Genomic DNA, 21,437 nt, shown 5'->3' on the forward strand with positions numbered 1-21,437 from the left:
TCCAGGTTGCTCTGGCTTTTCGTCCCGCTGGCACTCACTCTGGGTAGTGGGTAGAGGAGCTGTGGCGAGCGTGCGGCAGTTGCACGCGGGATGGGTGGGGGTGCGCATGGAGGCGATGCGGCTCATCGAGGCGAGCAGACGTGCTCTGGCGCGGAGTCAGGAACCGTCGGACATCGTCGCGGAAGTGTGGCAGTCCCAGGCCCTCGCGCAGGCGATCGGCAACCGGCTCGCGATCGCCGGGCCCCAGGAGTTACGGGGCGAGGCGCTCGACCTGAGTGAAGTCGGCGGCAGAGGCTGCGGGGTTCTCGACGCCCCGGGCCTGGGCAAGGAGAGCATCCGCGCGGCGCGGCTGACAGGCATAGGGCAGGTGTACGAGGTGCTGACGGGGCTCGACGAACTGCTCGGCGAGGTGGGCATCGCGCTCGTCGGCGTGGCCATGGGCGCGGAGGACGAGGGGTTGTACTGGCAGTGCATGGAAGCGATCGACGCCGCCGACGAGTCGAGGGACCGGGTGCTCGATATGCTGCGCAGCCTCGTGGTGCGCGAACAGGGGCTGCCCGAACCCGACTCGGCGGCGGGGTCGCCATGAGCCGGCGTTGTGACGGGGGCCGCGGGCGGCCGGGTGGCACAGGCGCCGGGGGTGCCAGGGGAGTGCCGGCGCCTTCAGAAGCGGCTGGGCTCGTCGCCGACGGGGGGACGAGGGGCAGGGGCCGGGAGTGCGGTGGCGTCGGCGGACGCCGTGGACTGCTGCAGATCCGCGTCGAGCTGCGTCAGATCCGCGTTGAGCGCGGCCATCAGCTCCTCCATCTGCTGGAGCAGGCCCTTGGCCGGCTCTTTGGCCGGGCCCTGCTCGGGCACGGACGGTTCGGGCACGGACGGTTCGCGCGCGGCCTCCTGCTGGGGTACGGCTTCCTGGGACATGACGGCCTCCTCGGCCCTCGCCCTCCGGATGGTGGAGGGCTGCTGATGCAAGCGACGCACCAGCAGCGGCCACCGGCGCGGGTGCCGGGCGGTCCGGCTCCGCCCGAGCCAACGATCACCCGCGGTGGCGGGTCACTGGGGCGGAGCCGCACCGGATGCCGGGTTGACGGAATTTCACCCGGCCGGGGCCCGATTGCGTCGCCGTCAGGTCGACTGTCCTCAGGCCGACTGCCGTCAGGTCAGCTGCGGCATGACCTCCGAGGAGATCAGCTCCAGGTGGTCCAGGTCGTCCAGGTCGAGCATCTGGAGATACATGCGCTGCGCGCCGACGGCCTGGTAGGCGGCGATCCTCTCGACGACCTCGGCCGGGGATCCGGCGAGCCCGTTCGCCTTCAGGTCCTCCACCTCGCGCCCGATCGCGTCGGCGCGGCGCTTCACCTCGGCGTCCGTCTTACCGACGCAGGCCACCAGGGCATTGGAGTAGGTGAGGTCATCGGCGTTGCGGCCGTGCTCTTCGGCGGCGGCACGCACGCGCTTGAACTGCTGCTCGGTATCGGAAAGAGAGGCAAAGGGAATGTTGAACTCGCTCGCGTAGCGGGCCGCGAGGGCAGGCGTCCGCTTGGCGCCGTGTCCGCCGATGAGGACGGGCACCTTGGGCTGGGCGGGCTTGGGAAGGGCGGGGGAATCGGAGAGCTGGTAGTAGGTGCCGTCGAAGGTGAAGCGCTCGCCGACCGGGGTCTCCCACAGGCCCGTGACGATGGCGAGCTGCTCCTCCAGGCGCCCGAACTTCTCCTTCGGGAACGGAATTCCGTACGCGGAGTGCTCCGCCTCGTACCACCCCGAGCCGAGGCCGAGCTCGATGCGGCCGCCCGACATCTGGTCGACCTGCGCGACCTGGATCGCGAGAACGCCGGGCAGCCGGAACGTACCCGCGGTCATCAGGGTGCCGAGCCGGATCCGCTGGGTCTCGCGGGCCAGTCCAGCGAGGGTCACCCAGGCGTCCGTGGGGCCGGGGAGGCCGTCGGAGGAGCCCATCACGAGGTAGTGGTCGGAGCGGAAGAAGGCGCTGTAGCCGAGATCCTCGGTGGCCTTGGCGACGCGGAGGAGCGTCTCGTAGGTCGCACCCTGCTGCGGTTCGGTGAAGATTCGAAGGTCCATACAGCTATCTTGCCCGGATGCCGGATCCAGTTTCAGACCGGCACGGTCGTGTTGCCGGGGTTAGGCTTCGGCACTGGCTGTCCGGGCAAGGGGCCCGGAGATGGTGTGTTGGGGTTGAGATGGTCGCTGGCAGAGTTGTCCGGTTCGACGGCGCGCGGGGTTACGGGTTCATCGCCCCGGAGCACGGTGGGGAAGACGTGTTCCTGCACGCCAATGATCTGCTGATTCCGGAGCCTTTGGTGTACACGGGGGCGCAGGTCGAGTTCGAGATCGAGGAGGGCGAGCGCGGGCCCAAGGCGTCGTCCGTCCGTCTTCCCAAGGGGGCGCAGGCACCGACGGCACCGTCGTTCGCGGGCAGGGCCCAGGTGCCGCCGTCGATTCAGGCGTCCGCGCCGGGGTTCGACGACGGTGAGGAGCCGACCTGCGATGTGCTCAGCGTCGCGGAGTACTCGTTCGAGGTGACCGAGCTGCTGCTCGGCGCGGCTCCATGGATGACCGGTGAGCAGATCAAGCAGCTCCGCGAACAGCTGGTGCAGCACGGCAGGAGCCACGGCTGGGTGGAGGGCTGAGCGGGCGGTGACGCCTTGAGAGGGCCGGGATTCGAGGGGAGCAAGGGGGAGCGAAAACCCCTGAGTATGTCAGAGGTGTTCGCTGTACGGTCTAGAGGCGCGCTGGAGCCGCAACCGTAAGTTTCCGCAGTTCAGATTGCGTTTCGAGGCAAACCCGTGTTCCTGACGATCAGTACCTCCGGTACCCCTGAGAGCCCCGCGAACGACCTTGGGTTCCTGCTGCACAAGCATCCCGACAAAGCGCAGGCGTTCTCCACTTCCTACGGCACCGCACACGTCCTCTACCCAGAGGCGTCCGTGGAGCGTTGCACCGCCGCACTGCTGCTCGAGGTGGACCCCGTCGCGCTGGTGCGGCGGGGTAAGGGCAAGGGGAAGGGCGGGGCGCCCGACGCGGCGCTCGCCCAGTATGTGAACGACCGGCCCTACGCCGCTTCGTCGCTGCTCGCCGTGGCACTGAGCGCGGTGTTCTCCAGCGCGATGCGCGGGGTGTGCAACGCACGTCCCGAGCGGGCGGGACAGCCGCTGCCGCTGCGGATCGAGGTGCCCGCGCTGCCGGCGCGCGGCGGCGCCGAACTGGTGCACAAGCTGTTCGAGCCGCTGGGCTGGACGGTCACGGTGACGCGGATTCCGCTGGACGTGCAGTTCCCGCAGTGGGGCGAATCGCGGTATGTGCATCTCGTACTCGAAGTGCCGGACGGGAAGTTGACCCTGGGCGAGGCGCTTCGGCACCTCTATGTCCTGCTCCCCGTCCTCGACGACGCCAAGCACTACTGGGTCTCGCCGGACGAGGTCGACAAGCTGCTTCGCGCCGGTGAGGGCTGGCTCGCGGACCACCCGGAGCAGAAGGTCATCACCAGCCGCTATCTCGCGCGCCGCTGGTCGCTGACCCAGGAGGCCATGCAGCGGCTCGAACTGGTGCGGCTCGCCGACGCGGACGACACGGACGTCGACGACCTCGACAATGCGGTCGCGGCCGACGAGGAGAGCGCTGACTCTGATTCTGACGAGGGCGACGAGGGCTCGGACAAGCCCGTGCCGCTCGCCGTGCTGCGGCGCGAGGCGATTCTCGCGGCGCTGACCGGCGCCGGTGCCGGGCGCGTGCTCGACCTCGGATGCGGGCAGGGCCAGTTGGTGCAGGCACTGCTCAAGGACACGCGGTTCACCGAGATCGCCGGTGTCGACGTGTCGATGCGGGCGCTGACCATCGCCTCGCGGCGGCTGAACATCGACCGCATGGGTGAGCGGCAGGCCGAGCGCGTCAAGCTCTTCCAGGGCTCGCTCGCGTACACCGACAAGCGGCTCAAGGGGTACGACGCCGCCGTACTCAGCGAGGTCATCGAGCACCTCGACGTGGAGCGGCTGCCCGCCCTGGAGTACGCGGTGTTCGGCTCCGCGCGGCCCCGCACCGTGCTCGTGACGACCCCGAACGTCGAGTACAACGTCCGCTGGGAGACGCTCCCCGCCGGGCACGTCCGGCACGGCGACCACCGGTTCGAGTGGACGCGCGAGGAGTTTCGCGGCTGGGCGCGCCAGGTGGCCGAACGGCACGGCTATGGAGTGGACTTCGTGCCCGTCGGCGACGACGACCCCGAGGTGGGGCCGCCGACGCAGATGGCCGTGTTCACGCGGACAGACAAGACAGACAAGACCAACAGGGTCGAGAACGACAGCAAGACCGACAAGAACGCGAAGGAGGTGCAGGCAGCATGACGAATGAATCCAGCACCAGTTCCACCACCAGCTCCACCACCAACTCCAGCTCCAGTTCCCGTACCGAAGCCACTCACGCGGGACGCGTGCTGCCCGTCACCGACCTCTCCCTCGTCGTCCTCGTCGGCGCCACCGGCTCCGGAAAGTCCACCTTCGGCCGCAAGCACTTCAAGCCCACCGAGGTCATCTCCAGCGACTTCTGCCGGGGCCTCGTGGCGGACGACGAGAACGACCAGGGCGCGAGCGGTGACGCCTTCGACGTGCTGCACTACATCGCGGGCAAGCGCCTCGCCGCGGGCCGCCGCACCGTCGTCGACGCCACGAACGTACAGAGCGAGAGCCGCAAGCAGCTGATCGCGCTGGCCAAGGAGCACGACGTCCTGCCCATCGCCATCGTCCTCGACGTGCCCGAGGAGGTCTGCGCCGCGCGCAACTCCGAGCGCGCCGACCGGGCCGGCATGCCGCGCCGCGTCATCCAGCGTCACCAGCGCGAACTGCGCCGCTCCCTCAAGCACTTGGAGCGCGAAGGGTTCAGAAAGGTCCACGTCCTCAGAGGCGTGGACGAGGTCGACGGCGCCACCATCGTCACCGAGAAGCGCTATAACGACCTCTCCCACCTCACAGGCCCCTTCGACATCATCGGCGACATCCATGGCTGCGCCGCCGAGCTGGAGACCCTGCTCGGCAAGCTCGGTTACGTCGACGGCGCGCACCCCGAAGGGCGCACGGCCGTCTTCGTGGGTGACCTCGTCGACCGCGGCCCGGACTCCCCGGGCGTGCTGCGCCGCGTGATGTCGATGGTCGGCGACGGCAACGCCCTCTGCGTACCGGGCAACCACGAGAACAAGCTCGGCCGCCACCTCAAGGGCCGCAAGGTCCAGCACACCCACGGACTCGCCGAGACCATCGAGCAGCTGGGGGCGGAGAGCGAGGAATTCCGCCGCAGCGTGCGGGAGTTCGTGGACGGACTCGTCTCGCACTACGTCCTTGACGGCGGCAAGCTCGTCGTCTGCCACGCGGGTCTGCCCGAGAAGTACCACGGGCGCACATCGGGCCGGGTGCGCTCGCACGCGCTCTACGGCGACACCACCGGCGAGACCGACGAGTTCGGCCTGCCCGTGCGCTACCCGTGGGCGGAGGACTACCGAGGCACCGCCGCCGTCGTCTACGGCCACACCCCCGTGCCCACCGCGACCTGGCTGAACAACACCATCTGCCTGGACACCGGCGCCGTGTTCGGCGGAGCGCTCACCGCGCTGCGCTGGCCGGAGCGCGAGCTCGTCGACGTACCGGCGCAGCAGGTCTGGTACGAGCCGGTCAAGCCGCTCAACACGGAGGCGCCCGGCGGTCACGACGGGCGGCCGCTCGACCTGAACGACGTGCACGGCCGCCGCGCCGTGGAGACCGGGCAGGCGGGCCGCGTCGCCGTGCGTGAGGAGAACGCGGCGGCGGCCCTCGAGGTCATGAGCCGTTTCGCCGTCGACCCGCGGCTCCTTCCGTACCTCCCGCCGACGATGGCCCCGACCGCGACATCGCAGCGCGAGGGGTACCTGGAGCACCCGGCCGAGGCCTTCGCGTCGTACGCCCAGGACGGGGTCGCCCGGGTCGTGTGCGAGGAGAAGCACATGGGCTCGCGCGCCGTGGCCCTGGTGTGCCGCGACGCGGACGTGGCCCGCGAGCGCTTCGGCGTGGACGGGCCGACCGGCTCGCTCTGCACCCGCACGGGGCGCCCCTTCTTCGATGACCCGGAAGTCACCGAGGAGATACTCGACCGCGTGCGCACCGCCGTCACCGAAGCGGGCCTGTGGCAGGATCTTGACACCGACTGGCTGCTGATCGACGCGGAGTTGATGCCCTGGTCGCTGAAGGCGTCCGGCCTGCTCCGCACGCAGTACGCAGCCGTGGGCGCCGCCTCCGGAGCCGTCTTCCCCGACGCGATCGCCGCCCTGGAAGCGGCGACGGCACGCGGCGTGGACGCCGGAGAGCTCCTGACCAAGCAGCGCGAACGAGCCGTGGACGCCGCCGCCTTCACGGACGCCTACCGCCGCTACTGCTGGCCGACCGAAGGCCTCGAGGGCGTGCGTCTCGCGCCGTTCCAGATCCTGGCCGTCCAGGGCCGCAGCCTCGCCGCGCTCCCGCACGACGAGCAGCTCGCCCTGATCGACCGCATGGTGGAGAACGACGGCACGGGCCTGCTGCAGACCACCCGGCGGCTCTACGTCGACACCGGCGACGAGTCGTCGGTCCAGGCGGGCGTCGACTGGTGGCTCGAGATGACGAACCGTGGCGGCGAGGGCATGGTCGTCAAGCCGATCGAGGCGCTGGTCCGCGACGGAAAGGGCCGGATCGTGCAGCCGGGCATCAAGTGCCGGGGGCGCGAGTACCTCCGGATCATCTACGGCCCGGAGTACACACGGCCCGACCACCTCGACAAGCTGCGCGGCCGCTTCCTCGGCCACAAGCGCTCACTCGCCATCCGTGAGTACGCGCTCGGCATCGAGGCCCTGGACCGCCTCGCGGCGGGCGAGCCGCTGTGGCGGGTGCACGAGGCGGTCTTCGCGGTCCTGGCCCTGGAGTCGGAGCCGGTGGACCCGCGGCTCTAGAGGCCGAACCGCCGCCTGAGGTGTCGCCCCGCGGCTTTGGGCAACAGCGGGCGTCGGCCGTCCGGCCGGGGAAAGATGGACTCCATGGGATTCCATGTCGACTCCGAGGCCGGGCGGCTGCGCCGCGTGATACTGCACCGCCCTGATCTGGAGCTCAAGCGGCTCACTCCGACCAACAAGGACGCGTTGCTCTTCGACGACGTCCTGTGGGTCCGCAGAGCCCGCCAGGAACATGACGGATTCGCCGACGTGCTGCGCGACCGCGGGGTGGCCGTCCATCTCTTCGGCGACCTGCTGACCGAGGCCATGGACGTGCCCGGAGCGCGCCTCCTGGTCCTCGACCGGGTCTTCGACGAGAAGGAGTACGGCCCGCTCGCGACGGACCATCTGCGGGCCGCGTTCGAGACGCTGCCCTCCGCCGAGCTCGCCGACGCGCTGATCGGCGGGATGACGAAGCGGGAGTTCCTGGAGCGCCACCCGGAGCCGACGTCCGTGCGCTTCCACTGCATGGACCTGGACGACTTCCTGCTCGGCCCGCTGCCCAACCACCTCTTCACACGCGACACATCGGCCTGGATCTACGACGGCGTCTCCATCAACGCCATGCGCTGGCCCGCGCGGCAGCGCGAGACCGTGCACTTCGAGGCGATCTACCGGCACCACCCGCTCTTCAAGTCCGAGGACTTCCACGTCTGGTCCCAGGGGCAGGCGGACTACCCCTCCACCATCGAGGGCGGCGACGTCCTGGTGATCGGCCGGGGCGCGGTCCTCATCGGCATGAGCGAGCGCACCACGCCGCAGGCCGTCGAGATGCTCGCGCACAAGCTCTTCGCCGCGGGCTCCGCGCAGACGATCGTGGCCCTGGACATGCCGAAGAGACGCGCGTTCATGCATCTCGACACGGTGATGACGATGGTCGACGCCGACACCTTCACGCAGTACGCGGGGCTCGGCATGCTCCGCTCGTACACCATCGAACCAGGCGTCGACGGGCGGGAGCTGAAGGTCACCGACCATCCGCCCGAGCACATGCACCGGGCGATCGCGGCGGCCCTCGGGCTGAGCGGGATCCGGGTCCTCACGGCCACCCAGGACGTGCACGCGGCCGAGCGCGAGCAGTGGGACGACGGCTGCAACGTGCTCGCGGTCGAGCCCGGCGTCGTCGTGGCGTACGAACGGAACTCGACGACGAACACGCATCTGCGCAAGGAGGGCATCGAGGTGATCGAGATCCGGGGGAGCGAGCTGGGGCGCGGCAGGGGCGGGCCGCGCTGCATGAGCTGCCCCGTGCAGCGGGATGCCGTATAGAAATGTGGAGCGTCGTATATACTTCCAGTGTCCTCATACGTGTACCCCTGGAGCGCCATCATGGCCATCGACCTCACCGGCCGCCACTTCCTCAAAGAGCTGGACTTCACCACCGAGGAGTTCCGCGGCCTGGTCGATCTCGCCGCGGAGCTGAAGGCGGCCAAGAAGGCCGGTACGGAAGAGCAGCGTCTGCGCGGCAAGAACATCGCGCTGATCTTCGAGAAGTCCTCCACGCGGACGCGCTGCGCCTTCGAGGTCGCGGCCGCCGACCAGGGTGCCTCCACGACGTACATCGACCCGGCCGGATCGCACATAGGCAGCAAGGAGTCCCCGAAGGACACCGCCCGGGTGCTCGGCCGGATGTTCGACGGCATCGAGTTCCGCGGCGACGCCCAGTCGACGGTCGAGGAGCTCGGCGCCCACGCGGGCGTACCCGTCTACAACGGCCTGACCGACGACTGGCACCCCACCCAGATGCTCGCCGACGTGCTCACGATGACCGAGCACAGCACCAAGCCCCTCACCGAGATCGCCTTCGCCTACCTCGGTGACGCCCGTTTCAACATGGGCAACTCGTACCTGATCACCGCCGCGCTCCTCGGCATGGACGTACGCGTCGTCGCGCCCAAGGCCTACTGGCCCGCCGCCGAGATCGTCACCCGGGCGCGCGAGCTCGCCGAGTCCAGCGGCGCCCGGATCACGCTCAGCGAGGACATCACCGAGGGCGTCGCGGGCGCCGACTTCGTCGTGACCGACGTCTGGGTCTCCATGGGCGAGCCCAAGGAGGTCTGGGACGAGCGCATAGCCGCGCTCGCGCCCTACGCCGTGACCATGGACGTCCTGCGCGCGACGGGCAACGCCGACGTGAAGTTCCTGCACTGCCTCCCGGCCTTCCACGACCTGGGCACGAAGGTCGCCCGCGAGATCCACGACCGGCACGGTCTAAGCTCTCTCGAGGTCACCGACGAGGTCTTCGAGTCGGCGCACTCCGTCGTCTTCGACGAGGCCGAGAACCGTCTGCACACGATCAAGGCGGTCCTCGTCGCCACGCTCGCCTGAGCGACTCACCTGACAGCACAGCTCACACGGTGGGGCCGGGGAACACCTTCCCCCGGCCCCATTTCTCTGCGGCACCACCCCCGCCGCACCCAGCACCACCGAAATGAGAACCACCGCATGCGCCCGACCGGTCCGGCAGGACTCCGCATCAAGTCCCCCGAACTCCTCGTCGCCGAATCGGGCGCCGACCTCGAAGGCCATGGCCTCAAGCGCACCATGGGCCTGTTCCAGCTGGTGTGCTTCGGCGTCGGCGCGATCGTCGGCACCGGCATCTTCGTCGGCCTCTCCGACAGCGTCGCCGAGGCGGGCCCCGCGGTCGCCGTCTCGTACTTCCTGGCCGCCGTGACCTGCATCTTCACCGCCTTCTCGTTCGCCGAGCTGGGCGGGGCGATCCCGGTGTCCGGCAGCTCCTACTCCTTCGCGTACGCCTCGCTCGGCGAGCGCACCGCGTTCCTCGTCGGGTGGTGCCTGCTCCTGGAGTACGGCGTCTCCGTCTCCGCCGTCGCGGTCGGCTGGAGCCAGTACCTCAACGAGCTGCTCGAAAGTCTCACCGGCCGGCACCTGCCCGACGCGCTCTCCTCAGGGCCCGGCGATGGCGGGGTCGTGAACCTGCCCGCCGTGGTCGTGATCCTGCTTGCCGCGGTGCTGCTCGTGCGCGGCATCCGCGAGAGCGCGCGGGCGACGGCCGCCATGGCCGTGCTCAAGATCGGGATCCTGCTGTTCTTCCTGGCGATCGCGTTCACCGCGTTCAAGGCGGGCAACCTCACGCCCTTCGCGGGCGCCGGAGTCTCCGGCATCACTGCGGGCGCCTCGCTCGCCTTCTTCTCCTTCATCGGCTTCGACGCGATCACCACGGCGGGCGAAGAGGTCAAGAACCCCCGGCGCAACATCCCGATCGCCATCCTGATCTGCATCGGTGTCGCCACACTGCTGTACGTCGCTGTCGCCCTCGGAGCGATCGGCTCCCTGGGCGCCGACGCGGTCGCCGACAAGCCCGCGGCGCTCTCGCTGATCGTCAACCAGGTCACCGACTCGACGGTCGGCGGCGGCATCATCGCCTTCGGCGCGGTCGTGGCCATCGCGTCCGTCGTGCTCGCCGTGATGTACGGGCAGACCCGCATCCTGATGTCGATGTCCCGCGACGGGCTCATCCCGCGCGTCTTCGAGCGCGTTTCGCCCAAGACCTCGACGCCGGTCGCCAACACCTGGATCGTCGCGTCGGTCTTCGCCGTACCGGCCGCCTTCTCGTCGCTCGACGTGGTGGTCAACCTGACGACGATCGGCACGCTGGCGATCATGGTCGTGGTGAATGTGGCAGTGATCGCCCTGCGCCGCTCGGCGCCGGAGCTGAAGCGCACCTTCCGGGTGCCGCTGTACCCCGTGTGCCCGATCCTGGGCGTGGGCTTCTGCCTCTATCTGATCTGGGGCACGGGCTGGACGACGTGGGTGCAGTTCGCCGTGTTCCTCGCCGTGGGCGCCCTGGTCTACGCGCTGTACGGGCGCAGTCACTCGCGGCTCGCCGAGGCGGCCGGGGCTACGCCGCGGGGAGTGTGAACCAGACCGCCTTGCCGGAGTCGGTGGGGCGGTGACCGCAGGACGAGCTGAGGGTGCGGATCAGGAGCAGGCCGCGCCCGTGCTCCTGCCAGGGGTCCGGCTCGCTCATCGGCGCCGGATCGGTGAGATCGCCGGGCGGCAGCGGGTTCGAGTCGTGGACCTCCACCTGGCAGCCGCTCGCCAGGAGCTCGATGACGAGCTCTATCGGGTCGTTCCCCGATGTGTGCTCCACCGCGTTGGCCACCAGCTCGGCCGTGAGCAGCTCAGCGGTATCGCTGTCGGCGGGCGACTCGATCTCCGTGAGTGCGGTACGCACCAGTGCACGGGCGATCGGCACGGCCGCAGTGGTGTGCGGCAGCGCGATGCGCCACGAGGCTGGAGCGGAAGGTTCGGGCAAGGCGGGTCCGTTCAGGGCAGCAGGAGGTCCTGCTTTCAACCGTACGAATCTTAAGCGCTATGTCGACAGGGTCGACGGTCGGGCATTTCCGGGACGTCCGACCCTTGGGTACCTCAGGCGACAAGACATTCATTTCAGGATTTCCGTTCCTTGAAGGGGGCCCTGATGCGGACGTGTGACCGCGTGGTCGCGCGCCCGTGACGTATCGCGCACTCGTGACGACAGTCACGGACAGGTGATAACTTCGAAGGAGTAGACCGCCGCCGCCCCGACCGAGGAGGCCGCACGTCGTCATGAGTCCCTTCACCGGCTCCGCCCCCCGCACCCCCGACTGGCAGCACCTCCGCTTCGAGGTGGACGACGGGGTCGCCACGGTCACCCTCGCCCGCCCCGACAAGCTGAACGCGCTCACCTTCGGCGCCTACGCCGACCTGCGCGATCTCCTGGCCGAACTCTCCCGCGACAAGTCCGTACGCGCGCTGGTCCTCGGCGGAGAGGGGCGCGGCTTCTGCTCGGGCGGTGACGTCGACGAGATCATCGGCGCGACCCTCGGCATGGACACCGCGCAGCTGCTCGACTTCAACCGCATGACGGGACAGGTCGTACGGGCCATTCGCGAGTGCCCCTTCCCGGTGATCGCCGGCGTCCACGGGGTGGCCGCGGGCGCGGGCGCGGTGCTCGCGCTCGCCGCGGACTTCCGGGTGGCCGATCCCTCGGCGCGGTTCTCCTTCCTCTTCACGCGGGTCGGCCTGTCGGGCGGCGACATGGGAGCCGCGTACCTCCTGCCCCGCGTCGTCGGCCTCGGCCACGCCACCCGGATCCTGATGCTCGGCGACCCGGTGCGCGCCCCCGAGGCCGAGCGGATCGGCCTGATCAGTGAGCTGACGGACGAGGGCAAGGCGGCCGAGGCCGCACAGACCCTGGCGCGCCGCCTCGCCGACGGGCCCGCCCTCGCGTACGCGCAGACCAAGGCGCTGCTGACCTCGGAACTCGACATGCCGATGGCCGCCGCCGTGGAGCTGGACGCGGCGACGCAGGCCCTCCTCATGACCGGCGAGGACTACAAGGAATTCCACGCGGCGTTCACGGAAAAGCGCCCGCCCAAGTGGCAGGGGCGCTGACGATGACAGCCCCCGTGCACCCCGCGCGCGGCACGGCCCACCGCATCGCCGTCATCGGCGGCGGGCCCGGCGGGCTCTACGCCGCGGCACTCCTCAGGCGGCTCGACCCGGAGCGCGAGATCACCGTCTGGGAGCGCAACGCCCCGGACGACACGTTCGGCTTCGGCGTCGTCCTCTCGGACGAGACGCTCGGCGGCATCGAGCACGCCGATCCCGTCGTCTACGCCGCGCTGCAGGCGGAGTTCGTGCGCTGGGACGACATCGACATCGTGCACCGGGGGAGCCGTCACACCTCGGGCGGGCACGGGTTCGCCGCGCTCGGGCGGCGCAGGCTGCTCGGCATCCTGCACGAGCGGTGCCGGGAGCTCGGTGTCGACCTGCGCTTTCGCGCCGAGGCGCCGTCAGCGGCCGAGCTTTCCGCCTCGTACGACCTGGTGATCGCGGCGGACGGTGTGCACAGTCTCACGCGCGAGGCGCACGCGGAGGACTTCGGGCCGAGCGTCGAGACGCATCGCTGCCGCTACATCTGGCTCGCGGCCGACTTCGCCTTCGATGCCTTCCGCTTCGAGATCGCCGAGACCGAGCACGGCGTGATGCAGCTGCACGGCTATCCCTTCTCGACCGCCGGGACGGGCGAGTCCACGGTCATCGTCGAGATGCGCGAAGAGGTGTGGGAGGCGGCCGGGTTCGCGGAGCTCGACGAGCGCGATGCGACCGAACGCTGCGCCAAGATCTTCGCCGACGCGCTCGGCGGCCGGACCCTGCGCGGCAACAAATCCTCCTGGATCAACTTCCGCACGGTCGTCAACAAACACTGGTCGTACGGCAATACGGTCCTTCTCGGCGACGCCGCCCACACCGCCCACTTCTCCATCGGCTCCGGCACCAAGCTGGCCGTCGAGGACGCCCTCGCCCTTGCCGCCTGCCTTCAGGAGCAGCCCGGCATCCCCGAGGCCCTCGCCGCGTACGAGACGGAGCGCCGCCCCGTCGTCGAGTCCACGCAGCGCGCGGCCCGCGCCAGCCTGGAGTGGTTCGAGCGCCTCCCCGACTATCTCGGCCAGCCGCCACGCCAGTTCGCGTTCAACCTGCTCACCCGCAGCCGCCGCGTCACCCACGACAATCTGCGCCTGCGCGACGCCCACTTCACCGGGTCCGTCGAGCGCGACTTCGGCTGCCCGGACGGTACGCCGCCGATGTTCACGCCCTTCCGGCTGCGCGACCTCACCCTGCGCAACCGCGTGGTCGTGTCCCCCATGGACATGTACTCCGCGACGGACGGCGTCCCCGGCGACTTCCACCTCGTCCACCTGGGCGCGCGGGCGCTCGGCGGCGCGGGCCTGGTCATGACGGAGATGGTGTGCGTCAGCGAGCACGGCCGCATCACACCGGGCTGCGCCGGGCTCTACACCGACGCACAGGCCGACGCCTGGCGCCGGATCACGGACTTCGTGCACGCGCAGGCGCCGGGCACCGCGATCGGCGTCCAGCTGGGTCACTCGGGCCGCAAGGGCTCGACGAAGCTGATGTGGGAGGGCATCGACGAGCCTCTCGACGAGGGCAACTGGCCGCTGGTGGCGCCCTCGCCCGTCCCGTACAAGGCGAACAGCCAGCGCCCGCACGAGCTGGACCGGGCCGGGCTGGACGAGATCCGCGAGCAGTTCGTCTCTGCGGCCCGGCGGGCCGAGCGCGGCGGATTCGACCTCCTCGAACTGCACTGCGCGCACGGCTATCTGCTCTCCGGGTTCCTCTCGCCGCTGACCAACCGCAGGACGGACGCGTACGGCGGCTCGCTGGAGAAACGCCTGCGCTTTCCTCTCGAAGTCTTCGAAGCGGTAAGGGAGTTGTGGCCGGATGGAAAGCCCATGACCGTCCGCGTCTCGGCCACCGACTGGGCCGACGGCGGCACCACCGCGGACGACGCCGTCGAGATCGCCCGCGCCTTCGCCGCGCACGGAGCCGACGCGATCGACGTCTCCACGGGACAGGTCGTCTCCGACGAGCGCCCCGCGTACGGCCGCTCCTACCAGACCCCGTTCGCCGACCGCATCCGCAACGAAACCGGTATCCCCGTCCTCACGGTCGGCGCCATCTCCTCCTGGGACGACGTCAACTCCCTCATCCTGGCGGGCCGCACTGACCTGTGCGCGCTCGCACGCCCGCATCTGTACGACCCGCACTGGACGCTGCACGCCGCGGCCGAGCAGGGGTACGCGGGGCCGGGTGTCAGCTGGCCGCAGCAGTACGGGGCGGGCAGTCGCCGCCCGCAGACGGGGCGGACGGACGCGCCCAAGCCCCGCCTCAAGCTGGGGAGTTGACGAACTTCGCCCCCGCGTCCCGCAGCCGTCCGTCGAGCGCCGTGAAGACCTCGGCGGACCGGTCGCCGGGCCACCCGTCGGGGAGAAGATCCCCCGGAAGGCCCGGATCCGCGTACGGCAGCCGGCGCCAGGAGTCCAGGGCCAGGAGATAGTCCCGGTACGCCGCGTCCGGCGGGGTGTCGCTCCGGCCCTGCCAGGACCTGAGCACCGGCTCGTGCCGGTCCAGGAACGCCTCGTGCTCCTTGGCGATCGAGGACAGGTCCCACCAGCGGGCCACCGCGTCCGCCGTCGCCGCGTAGCCCAGGTGCTCGCCCCGGAACAGATCGACGTACGAGGCGAGTTGGAGGCGCTCCAGGGTGTGCCGGGTCTCTTCGTAGAGGTGCGCGGGGGCGATCCACACCCCCGGAGCGGCCGTTCCGAAGCCGAGTCCGGCGAGGCGGGAGCGCAGGACGTGCCGCTTCTGGCGTTCCGACTCCGGTACGGAGAAGACGGCGAGCACCCAGCCGCCGTCACGCCGCGCGGCCGGCGGAGTGGCGTAGATGCGCCGGTCGCCGTCCTCCAGGAGCAGGCGTGCGTCGGGCGACAAGGCGTACCCCGCCGCGCCCGCCGCCGTCCGCGCGGGGAGGAGAAGACCGCGCCGCTTGAGCCGGGACACGGACGAGCGCACGGACGGGGCGTCCACGCCCAGCGGGGCGAGGAGCCTGACAAGGTCGGCGACCGGCACAGGGCCGGGGGCCGCGCGCCCGTAGGCGCCGTAGAAGGTGACGATCAGGGACCGTGGAGTGTGCTGCTCGGACACGTGATCACTCTACGGGCCCCGGCTCCCGCAGCCGGAACCGTTGCAGTTTGCCCGTCGCGGTGCGCGGCAGTGCGTCCAGGAAGACGATCTCGCGCGGGCACTTGTACGGCACGAGCTCGCCCTTCACGAACTCGCGCAGCCTCTCCGGGTCACGTTCGGTGCCCGCGCGCGGGACGACGTACGCGACGACCGCCTGTCCGCGCAGCTCGTCGGGGCGCCCCACGACGGCCGTCTCCAGGACGTCGGGGTGGCGCAGGAGTGCCTCCTCGACCTCCGGGCCCGCGATGTTGTACCCCGCCGATATGATCATGTCGTCCGCGCGGGCCACGTAGGTGAAGTAGCCGTCGGCGTCGCGGACATAGGTGTCGCCGGTGACGTTCCAGGCGTGGCGTACGTACTGAAGCTGTCGTTCGTCGCCCAGATACCGGCAGCCGACAGGGCCGCGCACGGCGAGAAGGCCCGGCTCTCCGTCCGGCACCTGAGCCCCCGAATCGTCGACCACACGCGCGTGCCAGCCAGGGACGGGACGGCCCGTGGTGCCGGGCCGGATCGCCTCGTCCGCGGCGGAGATGAAGATGTGGAGCAGCTCGGTCGCGCCGATGCCGTTGATGATGCGGTGCCCGGTGCGCTCGTGCCAGGCGTGCCAGGTGGCGGCGGACAGATTCTCCCCGGCGGATACGCACCGCCGCAGCGTGGAGACGTCGCAGGCGTCCGGCCTGCTCAGCTCGTCGAGCATCGTGCGGTAGGCGGTCGGTGCCGTGAAGAGCACGCTCACGCCGTGCTCGGCGATGGCGGGCAACAGCTGCTTGGGGGCGGCGTGTTCGAGGAGGAGCGACGAGGCGCCGAACCGCAGCGGGAAGATGACGAGTCCGCCGAGCCCGAAGGTGAATCCGAGCGGTGGGCTGCCCGCGAACACGTCGTCGGGCACCGGCTTCAGGACATGGCGCGCGAAGGTGTCGGCGATGGCGAGCACATCACGGTGGAAGTGCATACAGCCCTTGGGGCGCCCGGTGGTGCCGGAGGTGAAGGCGATGAGGGCGACGTCGTCGGCCGCGGTGTCGACGGGCTCGTAGACGTCGGCCTTCCGGGCGGCGCGCACAAGCAGGTCGTCGTCCGTGTCCCCGCCGAAGGTGGTGACACTCAGCCCGGGGATCCCGGCCTTGGTCAGGTCGTCCACGGAGCGGGCGTCGCACAGTGCGTGGCCGACCTCGGCGATCTCGCACATCGTGGCGAGCTCGTGCGAGCGCTGCTGGGCCAGGACGGTGACCGCGACCGCGCCCGCCTTCATCACCGCGAGCCAGCAGGCCGCGAGCCAGGGCGTCGTGGGGCCGCGCAACAGGACGCGCTGTCCTGGCAGTACGTCGAGTTCGCCGGTCAGGACGTGCGCGATCCGGTCGACGTGCCGCTGCAGTTCGCCGTACGTCCACACGTTGCCGGAGCCCGCACGGAACGCGGTCCTGTCGGCGCCGTGCCGCTCCACGGTCCGGTCGAGGAGCTCGGCGCCGCAGTTGAGGCGGTCGGCGTAATGCAGCTCGGGCCGGTCGTGGACGAACGCGGGCCACTGCTCCGGCGGCGGGAGATGATCCCGGGCGAAGGTGTCGACGTGAGCCGATGGGTGGAGTCGGAGTGCACTCTTGGCGTCCACAGCGGGTCGCCCCCTTGCCGTTCGGGCTTGTGGTGAGCTCGCGCAACGAGCGTATCGTGATGGTGACGACAGTCAACGGTGCGCGATAGAGGAGGGGCCCTGCATGACGGCATTCTCGCTCAATCCAGAACAAACCGCCTGGTGCGAGGAGCTACGCACCCTCGCCGACGAGCGGCTGCGCCCGCTGGCGGAGAAGGGCGAGCCGGGCCGCGTGAACCGCCCGCTGGTGGAGGCCCTCGGGGAACTGGGTCTCCTCGACCGCCTGTTCGCGGGGGAGGGGCCGGGTGGCTCCGCCGCCTCGCAGCCCCCGGCCCCGCGCGCCACCTCGGGCGCCCTGGGCCTCTGCCTCCTGCGCGAGTCCCTCGCCTACGCCTGCACGGAGGCCGAGACGGCGCTCGCCCTGCAAGGGCTCGGGGCGCACCCCGTCGCCGCGTACGGCTCCGCGCTCCAGCGCGAGCAGTGGCTGGCGCCCGCCCGCGCGGGGCGCGCCGTCGCCGCCTTCGCGCTCTCCGAACCCGGCGCGGGCTCGGACGCGGCGGCCCTTGCCCTGCGCGCCGAGCCGGACGGCGCCTCCTCCTGGCGGCTCACCGGCGAGAAGTGCTGGATCTCGAACGCCCCCGAGGCCGACTTCTACACCGTCTTCGCCCGTACGACCCCCGGCGCAGGCGCCCGCGGCGTCACCGCCTTCCTCGTGCCCGCCGACCGCGCGGGTCTCACCGGCACCCCCCTGGACATGCTCTCCCCGCACCCGATCGGCGCGCTCGCCTTCGACGGCGTGACCGTCACCGGCGACGACGTACTCGGCGAACCCGACCGTGGGTTCCGCGTCGCCATGACCACCCTCAACCGCTTCCGCCCCAGCGTCGGCGCCTTCGCGGTCGGCATGGCGGGCGCGGCCCTCGACGCGACACTCGCGCACACCGCCCGACGGGACGCGTTCGGCGGCAAGTTGAAGGACCTCCAGGCGGTGGCGCACCAGGTCGCGGAGATGGCGACGCGCACGGAGGCGGCCCGCCTCATGGTGCACGCGGCAGCGGCGGCGTACGACCGCGGTGAACCGGACATCGCCCGACGCGCGGCCATGGCGAAGCTGATGGCCACGGAGACGGCGCAGTACGTCGTGGACGCGGCGGTCCAACTGCACGGTGCGCGCGCCTTGCAGCGAGGTCATCTCCTTGAGCACCTCTACCGTGAGGTGCGTGCGCCCCGCATCTACGAAGGCGCGAGCGAGGTCCAACGCACCATCATCGCCAAGGAGTTGTACGCCGAACAGGCACAGGCGCAGGCCGCCCCGCAGTCCGCGACCCATGAGGCAACCCATGAGGCACCCCGTGAGGAGCCCTCCGCATGAGCATCGAGCGCGTCAACCCCGCCGAACTCTCCCCGCCCACCGGCTTCTCGCACGCCGTCACCGCGACGGGCGGCCGTCTCGTCTTCCTCGCGGGCCAGACCTCCCTCGATGCTGAAGGCAAGGTCACCGGCACGACCCTGCCCGAGCAGTTCGAGCAGGCGCTGACCAATCTCCTCACCGCCCTGCGCCACGCGGGCGGCACCCCCGCCGACCTCGCCCGCGTCACCGTCTACGCCACGGACGTCGCCGACTACCGCAGCCAGGCTCCACAACTGGGCCGCATCTGGAAGCAGTTGGCGGGCCGCGACTATCCCGCGATGGCGGTGATCGGCGCGGTACGCCTCTGGGACGAGCAGTGCCTGGTGGAGCTTGACGGGGTGGCGGTTCTCGACTGAGCCGCATAGCGTCGGGCCCGACGATCAGACCAGGAAACGGGGCGGCCATGGCACAGATCGAGCTTTCCGTGGGACCGATCGAGTACGAGGACACGGGAGGTGCGGGCACGCCGATCGTCCTGCTGCACGGCCCCGTTCAGGACGGCAGCGTATGGCGGCACGTCGTCGAGGAACTGGGCGACGAGTTCCGCTGCCTGGTGCCGACACTCCCGTACGGCAGTCATCGCGTACCGCTGAAGCAGGGCGCCGAGCTGACGCCGCAGACCATGGCCCGGCTGATCGGTGAGTTCGCCGACGCGCTGGAGCTCGGCGACGACGCGGTCTTCGTCGAGAACGACGCCGGACGGCTCCAGCAACTCGCGGCCGAGCGCCCCGACCGCGTCGGCCGCATGGTCATCGCGGGCTGCGAGGCCTTCGACAACTACCCGCCGCGCGCGGGCGGCAAGATGATGGACGCCGCCGCGCGCGTCCCCGGCGGCATCGCGCTCCTGATCCGCGTCCTCTCCGTGCGCGCCCTGCGCCGCGTCCCGGGCACGGGATTCGCGGTCATGGCGCACCGCCCCGTCCCGCACGACCTGACGGACCGCTGGCTCGAACCCCTGCGCACCGACCCCGTGGCCCGCCAGATCCTGGTGCGCTATCTGCGCTCGGCCCGCAGGACGGAGATGCAGGAGGCGGCGGACGCCCTGCGCACGTACGACAGGCCGGCCCTGGTCGTCTGGGGCAGGCAGGACAAGATGATGCCCCTGGAACACGGCCGCAGATTCGCCGAGTTGCTCCCCAAGAGCCGCCTGGTGGAACTGGACGACTGCCGCACCCTGATCCCGCTGGACCGCCCCGACGCGCTGGCCGAGGCGATCCGCGAGTTCGTGAAGACCACGTAGAGGGTTACGGAGGCGAGCGACCGGCGAACTCCTAGATGTCCCGGAACGTCTCGATCTGCGCGCCCACGGAGTTGAGCCGCTCGGCCAGCTCCTCGTAGCCACGGTTGATCACGTACACATTGCGCAGGACGGACGTGCCCTCGGCCGCCATCATCGCGAGCAGCACGACCACGGCGGGCCGCAGCGCGGGCGGGCACATCATCTCGGCGGCGCGCCAGCGGGTCGGGCCCTCCACCAACACCCGGTGCGGGTCGAGGAGTTGGAGGCGACCGCCGAGGCGGTTCAGGTCGGTCAGATAGATCGCGCGGTTGTCGTAGACCCAGTCGTGAATCAGCGTCTTGCCCTGCGCCGCCGCCGCGATCGCCGCGAAGAAGGGGACGTTGTCGATGTTCAGGCCGGGGAACGGCATCGGGTGGATCTTGTCGATCGGCGCCTCCAGCTTGGAGGGCCGGACGGTGAGGTCGATCAGGCGCGTACGGCCGTTGTCCGCGAAGTACTCCGGCGTGCGGTCGTGGTCGAGGCCCATCTCCTCCAGGACCGCGAGCTCGATCTCCAGGAACTCGATCGGGACGCGGTTCACCGTCAGCTCGGACTCCGTGACGACCGCCGCGGCGAGCAGGCTCATCGCCTCGACCGGGTCCTCGGAGGGGGAGTAGTCGACGTCGACGTCGATGGTCGGGACGCCGTGCACGGTGAGGGTCGTCGTGCCGATGCCCTCGACCTTCACACCGAGCGCCTCAAGGAAGAAGCACAGGTCCTGGACCATGTAGTTCGACGAGGCGTTGCGGATGACGGTCGTGCAGTCGCTGCGCGCCGCGGCGAGGAGGGCGTTCTCGGTCACGGTGTCGCCGCGCTCGGTCAGCACGATCGGGCGGTCAGGGACGACGTCGCGCGCGACCTCGGCGTGGTAGAGCCCCTCGGTCGCGGCGATGTCGAGACCGAAGCGGCGCAGCGCGATCATGTGGGGCTCGATCGTGCGCGTTCCGAGGTCGCAACCGCCCGCGTACGGCAGGTTGAAGCGGTCCATGCGGTGCAGCAGCGGACCGAGGAACATGATGATCGAGCGGGTCCGGATCGCGGCCTCCGCGTCGATCGCCTCCATGTCGAGCTTGGCGGGCGGCACGATCTCCAGGTCGACCCCGTCGTTGATCCAACGGGTGCGCACGCCGATCGAGTTGAGCACTTCGAGGAGGCGGTAGACCTCCTCGATGCGCGCCACGCGGCGCAGCACCGTGCGTCCCTTGTTGAGCAGGGAGGCACAGAGCAGCGCCACGCAGGCGTTCTTGCTCGTCTTGACGTCGATGGAGCCGGAGAGCCGCCGCCCGCCGACCACGCGCAGATGCATCGGCCCGGCATACCCGAGGGAGACGATCTCGCTGTCCAGCGCTTCGCTGATACGGGCGATCATCTCAAGGCTGATGTTCTGGTTGCCCCGCTCGATGCGGTTCACGGCGCTCTGACTTGTGTTGAGCGCCTCGGCAAGCTGCGACTGCGTCCAGCCCCGGTGCTGACGGGCGTCGCGGATGAGCTTGCCGATACGTACGAGGTAATCGTCTGCCATGTTGTGCAGGTTATCTCAGATATGAGATGACGCCATCGCCGGGGTAGGCCATATGAGAAATGACCGATTCAGCACGGAAGTTCCTGT

The 21,437-nt window shown here is 70.3% G+C and carries 18 protein-coding genes; 12 read left to right on the top strand and 6 right to left on the bottom strand.

What is annotated here, in order from left to right:
- Positions 1-106 precede the first annotated feature (106 nt).
- Positions 107-589, top strand: a complete 483-nt coding sequence (locus ACFQ7F_RS20550; protein ID WP_383272401.1) for a DUF6099 family protein — start codon at positions 107-109, stop codon at positions 587-589.
- 74 nt (positions 590-663) lie between these two features.
- Here ACFQ7F_RS20550 and ACFQ7F_RS20555 read toward each other — a convergent pair whose 3' ends face one another.
- On the bottom strand, positions 664-921 hold the full coding sequence (locus ACFQ7F_RS20555; protein ID WP_383272339.1) for a hypothetical protein: 258 nt from the start codon (positions 919-921) through the stop codon (positions 664-666).
- A gap of 234 nt (positions 922-1,155) precedes the next feature.
- Positions 1,156-2,079 (bottom strand): LLM class F420-dependent oxidoreductase, encoded by a 924-nt coding sequence (locus tag ACFQ7F_RS20560; protein WP_383272341.1) that lies wholly within the window; start codon positions 2,077-2,079, stop codon positions 1,156-1,158.
- A 119-nt stretch (positions 2,080-2,198) separates the two neighbouring features.
- Here ACFQ7F_RS20560 and ACFQ7F_RS20565 point away from each other — a divergent pair, with 119 nt between their 5' ends.
- From ACFQ7F_RS20565 to ACFQ7F_RS20590, 6 genes are all read left to right on the top strand, one after another.
- On the top strand, positions 2,199-2,648 hold the full coding sequence (locus tag ACFQ7F_RS20565; protein WP_383272343.1) for a cold-shock protein: 450 nt from the start codon (positions 2,199-2,201) through the stop codon (positions 2,646-2,648).
- Between the two features lie 156 nt (positions 2,649-2,804).
- Entirely contained in the window at positions 2,805-4,358 is a 1,554-nt protein-coding gene (locus ACFQ7F_RS20570) for a 3' terminal RNA ribose 2'-O-methyltransferase Hen1 (RefSeq protein ID WP_383272345.1), read from the top strand.
- Positions 4,355-6,961 carry a polynucleotide kinase-phosphatase gene (locus tag ACFQ7F_RS20575; RefSeq protein ID WP_383272347.1) on the top strand — a complete coding sequence of 869 codons (2,607 nt, stop codon included), beginning with the start codon at positions 4,355-4,357 and terminating at the stop codon, positions 6,959-6,961. Before ACFQ7F_RS20570 ends, ACFQ7F_RS20575 begins: the two co-directional genes overlap by 4 nt.
- Before the next feature lie 84 nt (positions 6,962-7,045).
- Positions 7,046-8,269 (top strand): arginine deiminase, encoded by a 1,224-nt coding sequence (locus tag ACFQ7F_RS20580; protein WP_383272349.1) that lies wholly within the window; start codon positions 7,046-7,048, stop codon positions 8,267-8,269.
- 60 nt (positions 8,270-8,329) lie between these two features.
- Positions 8,330-9,328 carry an ornithine carbamoyltransferase gene (gene argF / locus ACFQ7F_RS20585; RefSeq protein WP_383272351.1) on the top strand — a complete coding sequence of 333 codons (999 nt, stop codon included), beginning with the start codon at positions 8,330-8,332 and terminating at the stop codon, positions 9,326-9,328.
- A gap of 117 nt (positions 9,329-9,445) precedes the next feature.
- Positions 9,446-10,882, top strand: coding sequence for an amino acid permease (locus tag ACFQ7F_RS20590; RefSeq protein WP_383272353.1), 1,437 nt, complete (start codon positions 9,446-9,448; stop codon positions 10,880-10,882).
- Here the strand turns inward: ACFQ7F_RS20590 and ACFQ7F_RS20595 are convergent.
- Entirely contained in the window at positions 10,863-11,294 is a 432-nt protein-coding gene (locus ACFQ7F_RS20595) for an ATP-binding protein (RefSeq protein ID WP_383272404.1), read from the bottom strand. The two genes, ACFQ7F_RS20590 and ACFQ7F_RS20595, sit on opposite strands and share 20 nt — an antisense overlap.
- A 278-nt stretch (positions 11,295-11,572) precedes the next feature.
- Between ACFQ7F_RS20595 and ACFQ7F_RS20600 the strand changes: the two genes are divergently transcribed.
- A complete protein-coding gene (locus ACFQ7F_RS20600; RefSeq protein ID WP_383272355.1) occupies positions 11,573-12,400 on the top strand; it encodes an enoyl-CoA hydratase family protein in 828 nt (275 codons plus the stop codon).
- A 2-nt stretch (positions 12,401-12,402) separates the two neighbouring features.
- Positions 12,403-14,715, top strand: a complete 2,313-nt coding sequence (locus ACFQ7F_RS20605; RefSeq protein WP_383272357.1) for a bifunctional salicylyl-CoA 5-hydroxylase/oxidoreductase — start codon at positions 12,403-12,405, stop codon at positions 14,713-14,715.
- On the opposite strand, the gene ACFQ7F_RS20610 is transcribed toward ACFQ7F_RS20605, so the two are convergent.
- Both ACFQ7F_RS20610 and ACFQ7F_RS20615 read right to left on the bottom strand, forming a co-directional pair.
- Complete coding sequence (locus tag ACFQ7F_RS20610; RefSeq protein WP_383272359.1) at positions 14,699-15,514, bottom strand: PaaX family transcriptional regulator C-terminal domain-containing protein; 816 nt, start codon at positions 15,512-15,514, stop codon at positions 14,699-14,701. The genes ACFQ7F_RS20605 and ACFQ7F_RS20610 overlap by 17 nt on opposite strands.
- 4 nt (positions 15,515-15,518) lie before the next feature.
- Positions 15,519-17,159, bottom strand: a complete 1,641-nt coding sequence (locus tag ACFQ7F_RS20615; protein WP_383272361.1) for an AMP-binding protein — start codon at positions 17,157-17,159, stop codon at positions 15,519-15,521.
- Between the two features lie 103 nt (positions 17,160-17,262).
- On the opposite strand from ACFQ7F_RS20615, the gene ACFQ7F_RS20620 reads away from it, so the two are divergent.
- From ACFQ7F_RS20620 to ACFQ7F_RS20630, 3 genes are read left to right on the top strand one after another with little or no spacing between them, the layout of a single operon-like run.
- Positions 17,263-18,510 (top strand): acyl-CoA dehydrogenase family protein, encoded by a 1,248-nt coding sequence (locus tag ACFQ7F_RS20620; RefSeq protein WP_383272363.1) that lies wholly within the window; start codon positions 17,263-17,265, stop codon positions 18,508-18,510.
- Complete coding sequence (locus ACFQ7F_RS20625) at positions 18,507-18,905, top strand: RidA family protein (protein ID WP_383272365.1); 399 nt, start codon at positions 18,507-18,509, stop codon at positions 18,903-18,905. The genes ACFQ7F_RS20620 and ACFQ7F_RS20625 overlap by 4 nt, the downstream gene beginning before the upstream one ends.
- Positions 18,906-18,952: 47 nt before the next feature.
- Positions 18,953-19,789 (top strand): alpha/beta fold hydrolase, encoded by an 837-nt coding sequence (locus ACFQ7F_RS20630; RefSeq protein WP_383272367.1) that lies wholly within the window; start codon positions 18,953-18,955, stop codon positions 19,787-19,789.
- 31 nt (positions 19,790-19,820) lie between these two features.
- On the opposite strand, the gene ACFQ7F_RS20635 is transcribed toward ACFQ7F_RS20630, so the two are convergent.
- Positions 19,821-21,350 carry a helix-turn-helix domain-containing protein gene (locus ACFQ7F_RS20635; protein ID WP_383272369.1) on the bottom strand — a complete coding sequence of 510 codons (1,530 nt, stop codon included), beginning with the start codon at positions 21,348-21,350 and terminating at the stop codon, positions 19,821-19,823.
- Between the last annotated feature and the right edge of the window lie 87 nt (positions 21,351-21,437).

The sequence above is a fragment of the Streptomyces sp. NPDC056486 genome (assembly GCF_042795295.1).
In the GTDB taxonomy this organism is placed as follows: domain Bacteria; phylum Actinomycetota; class Actinomycetes; order Streptomycetales; family Streptomycetaceae; genus Streptomyces.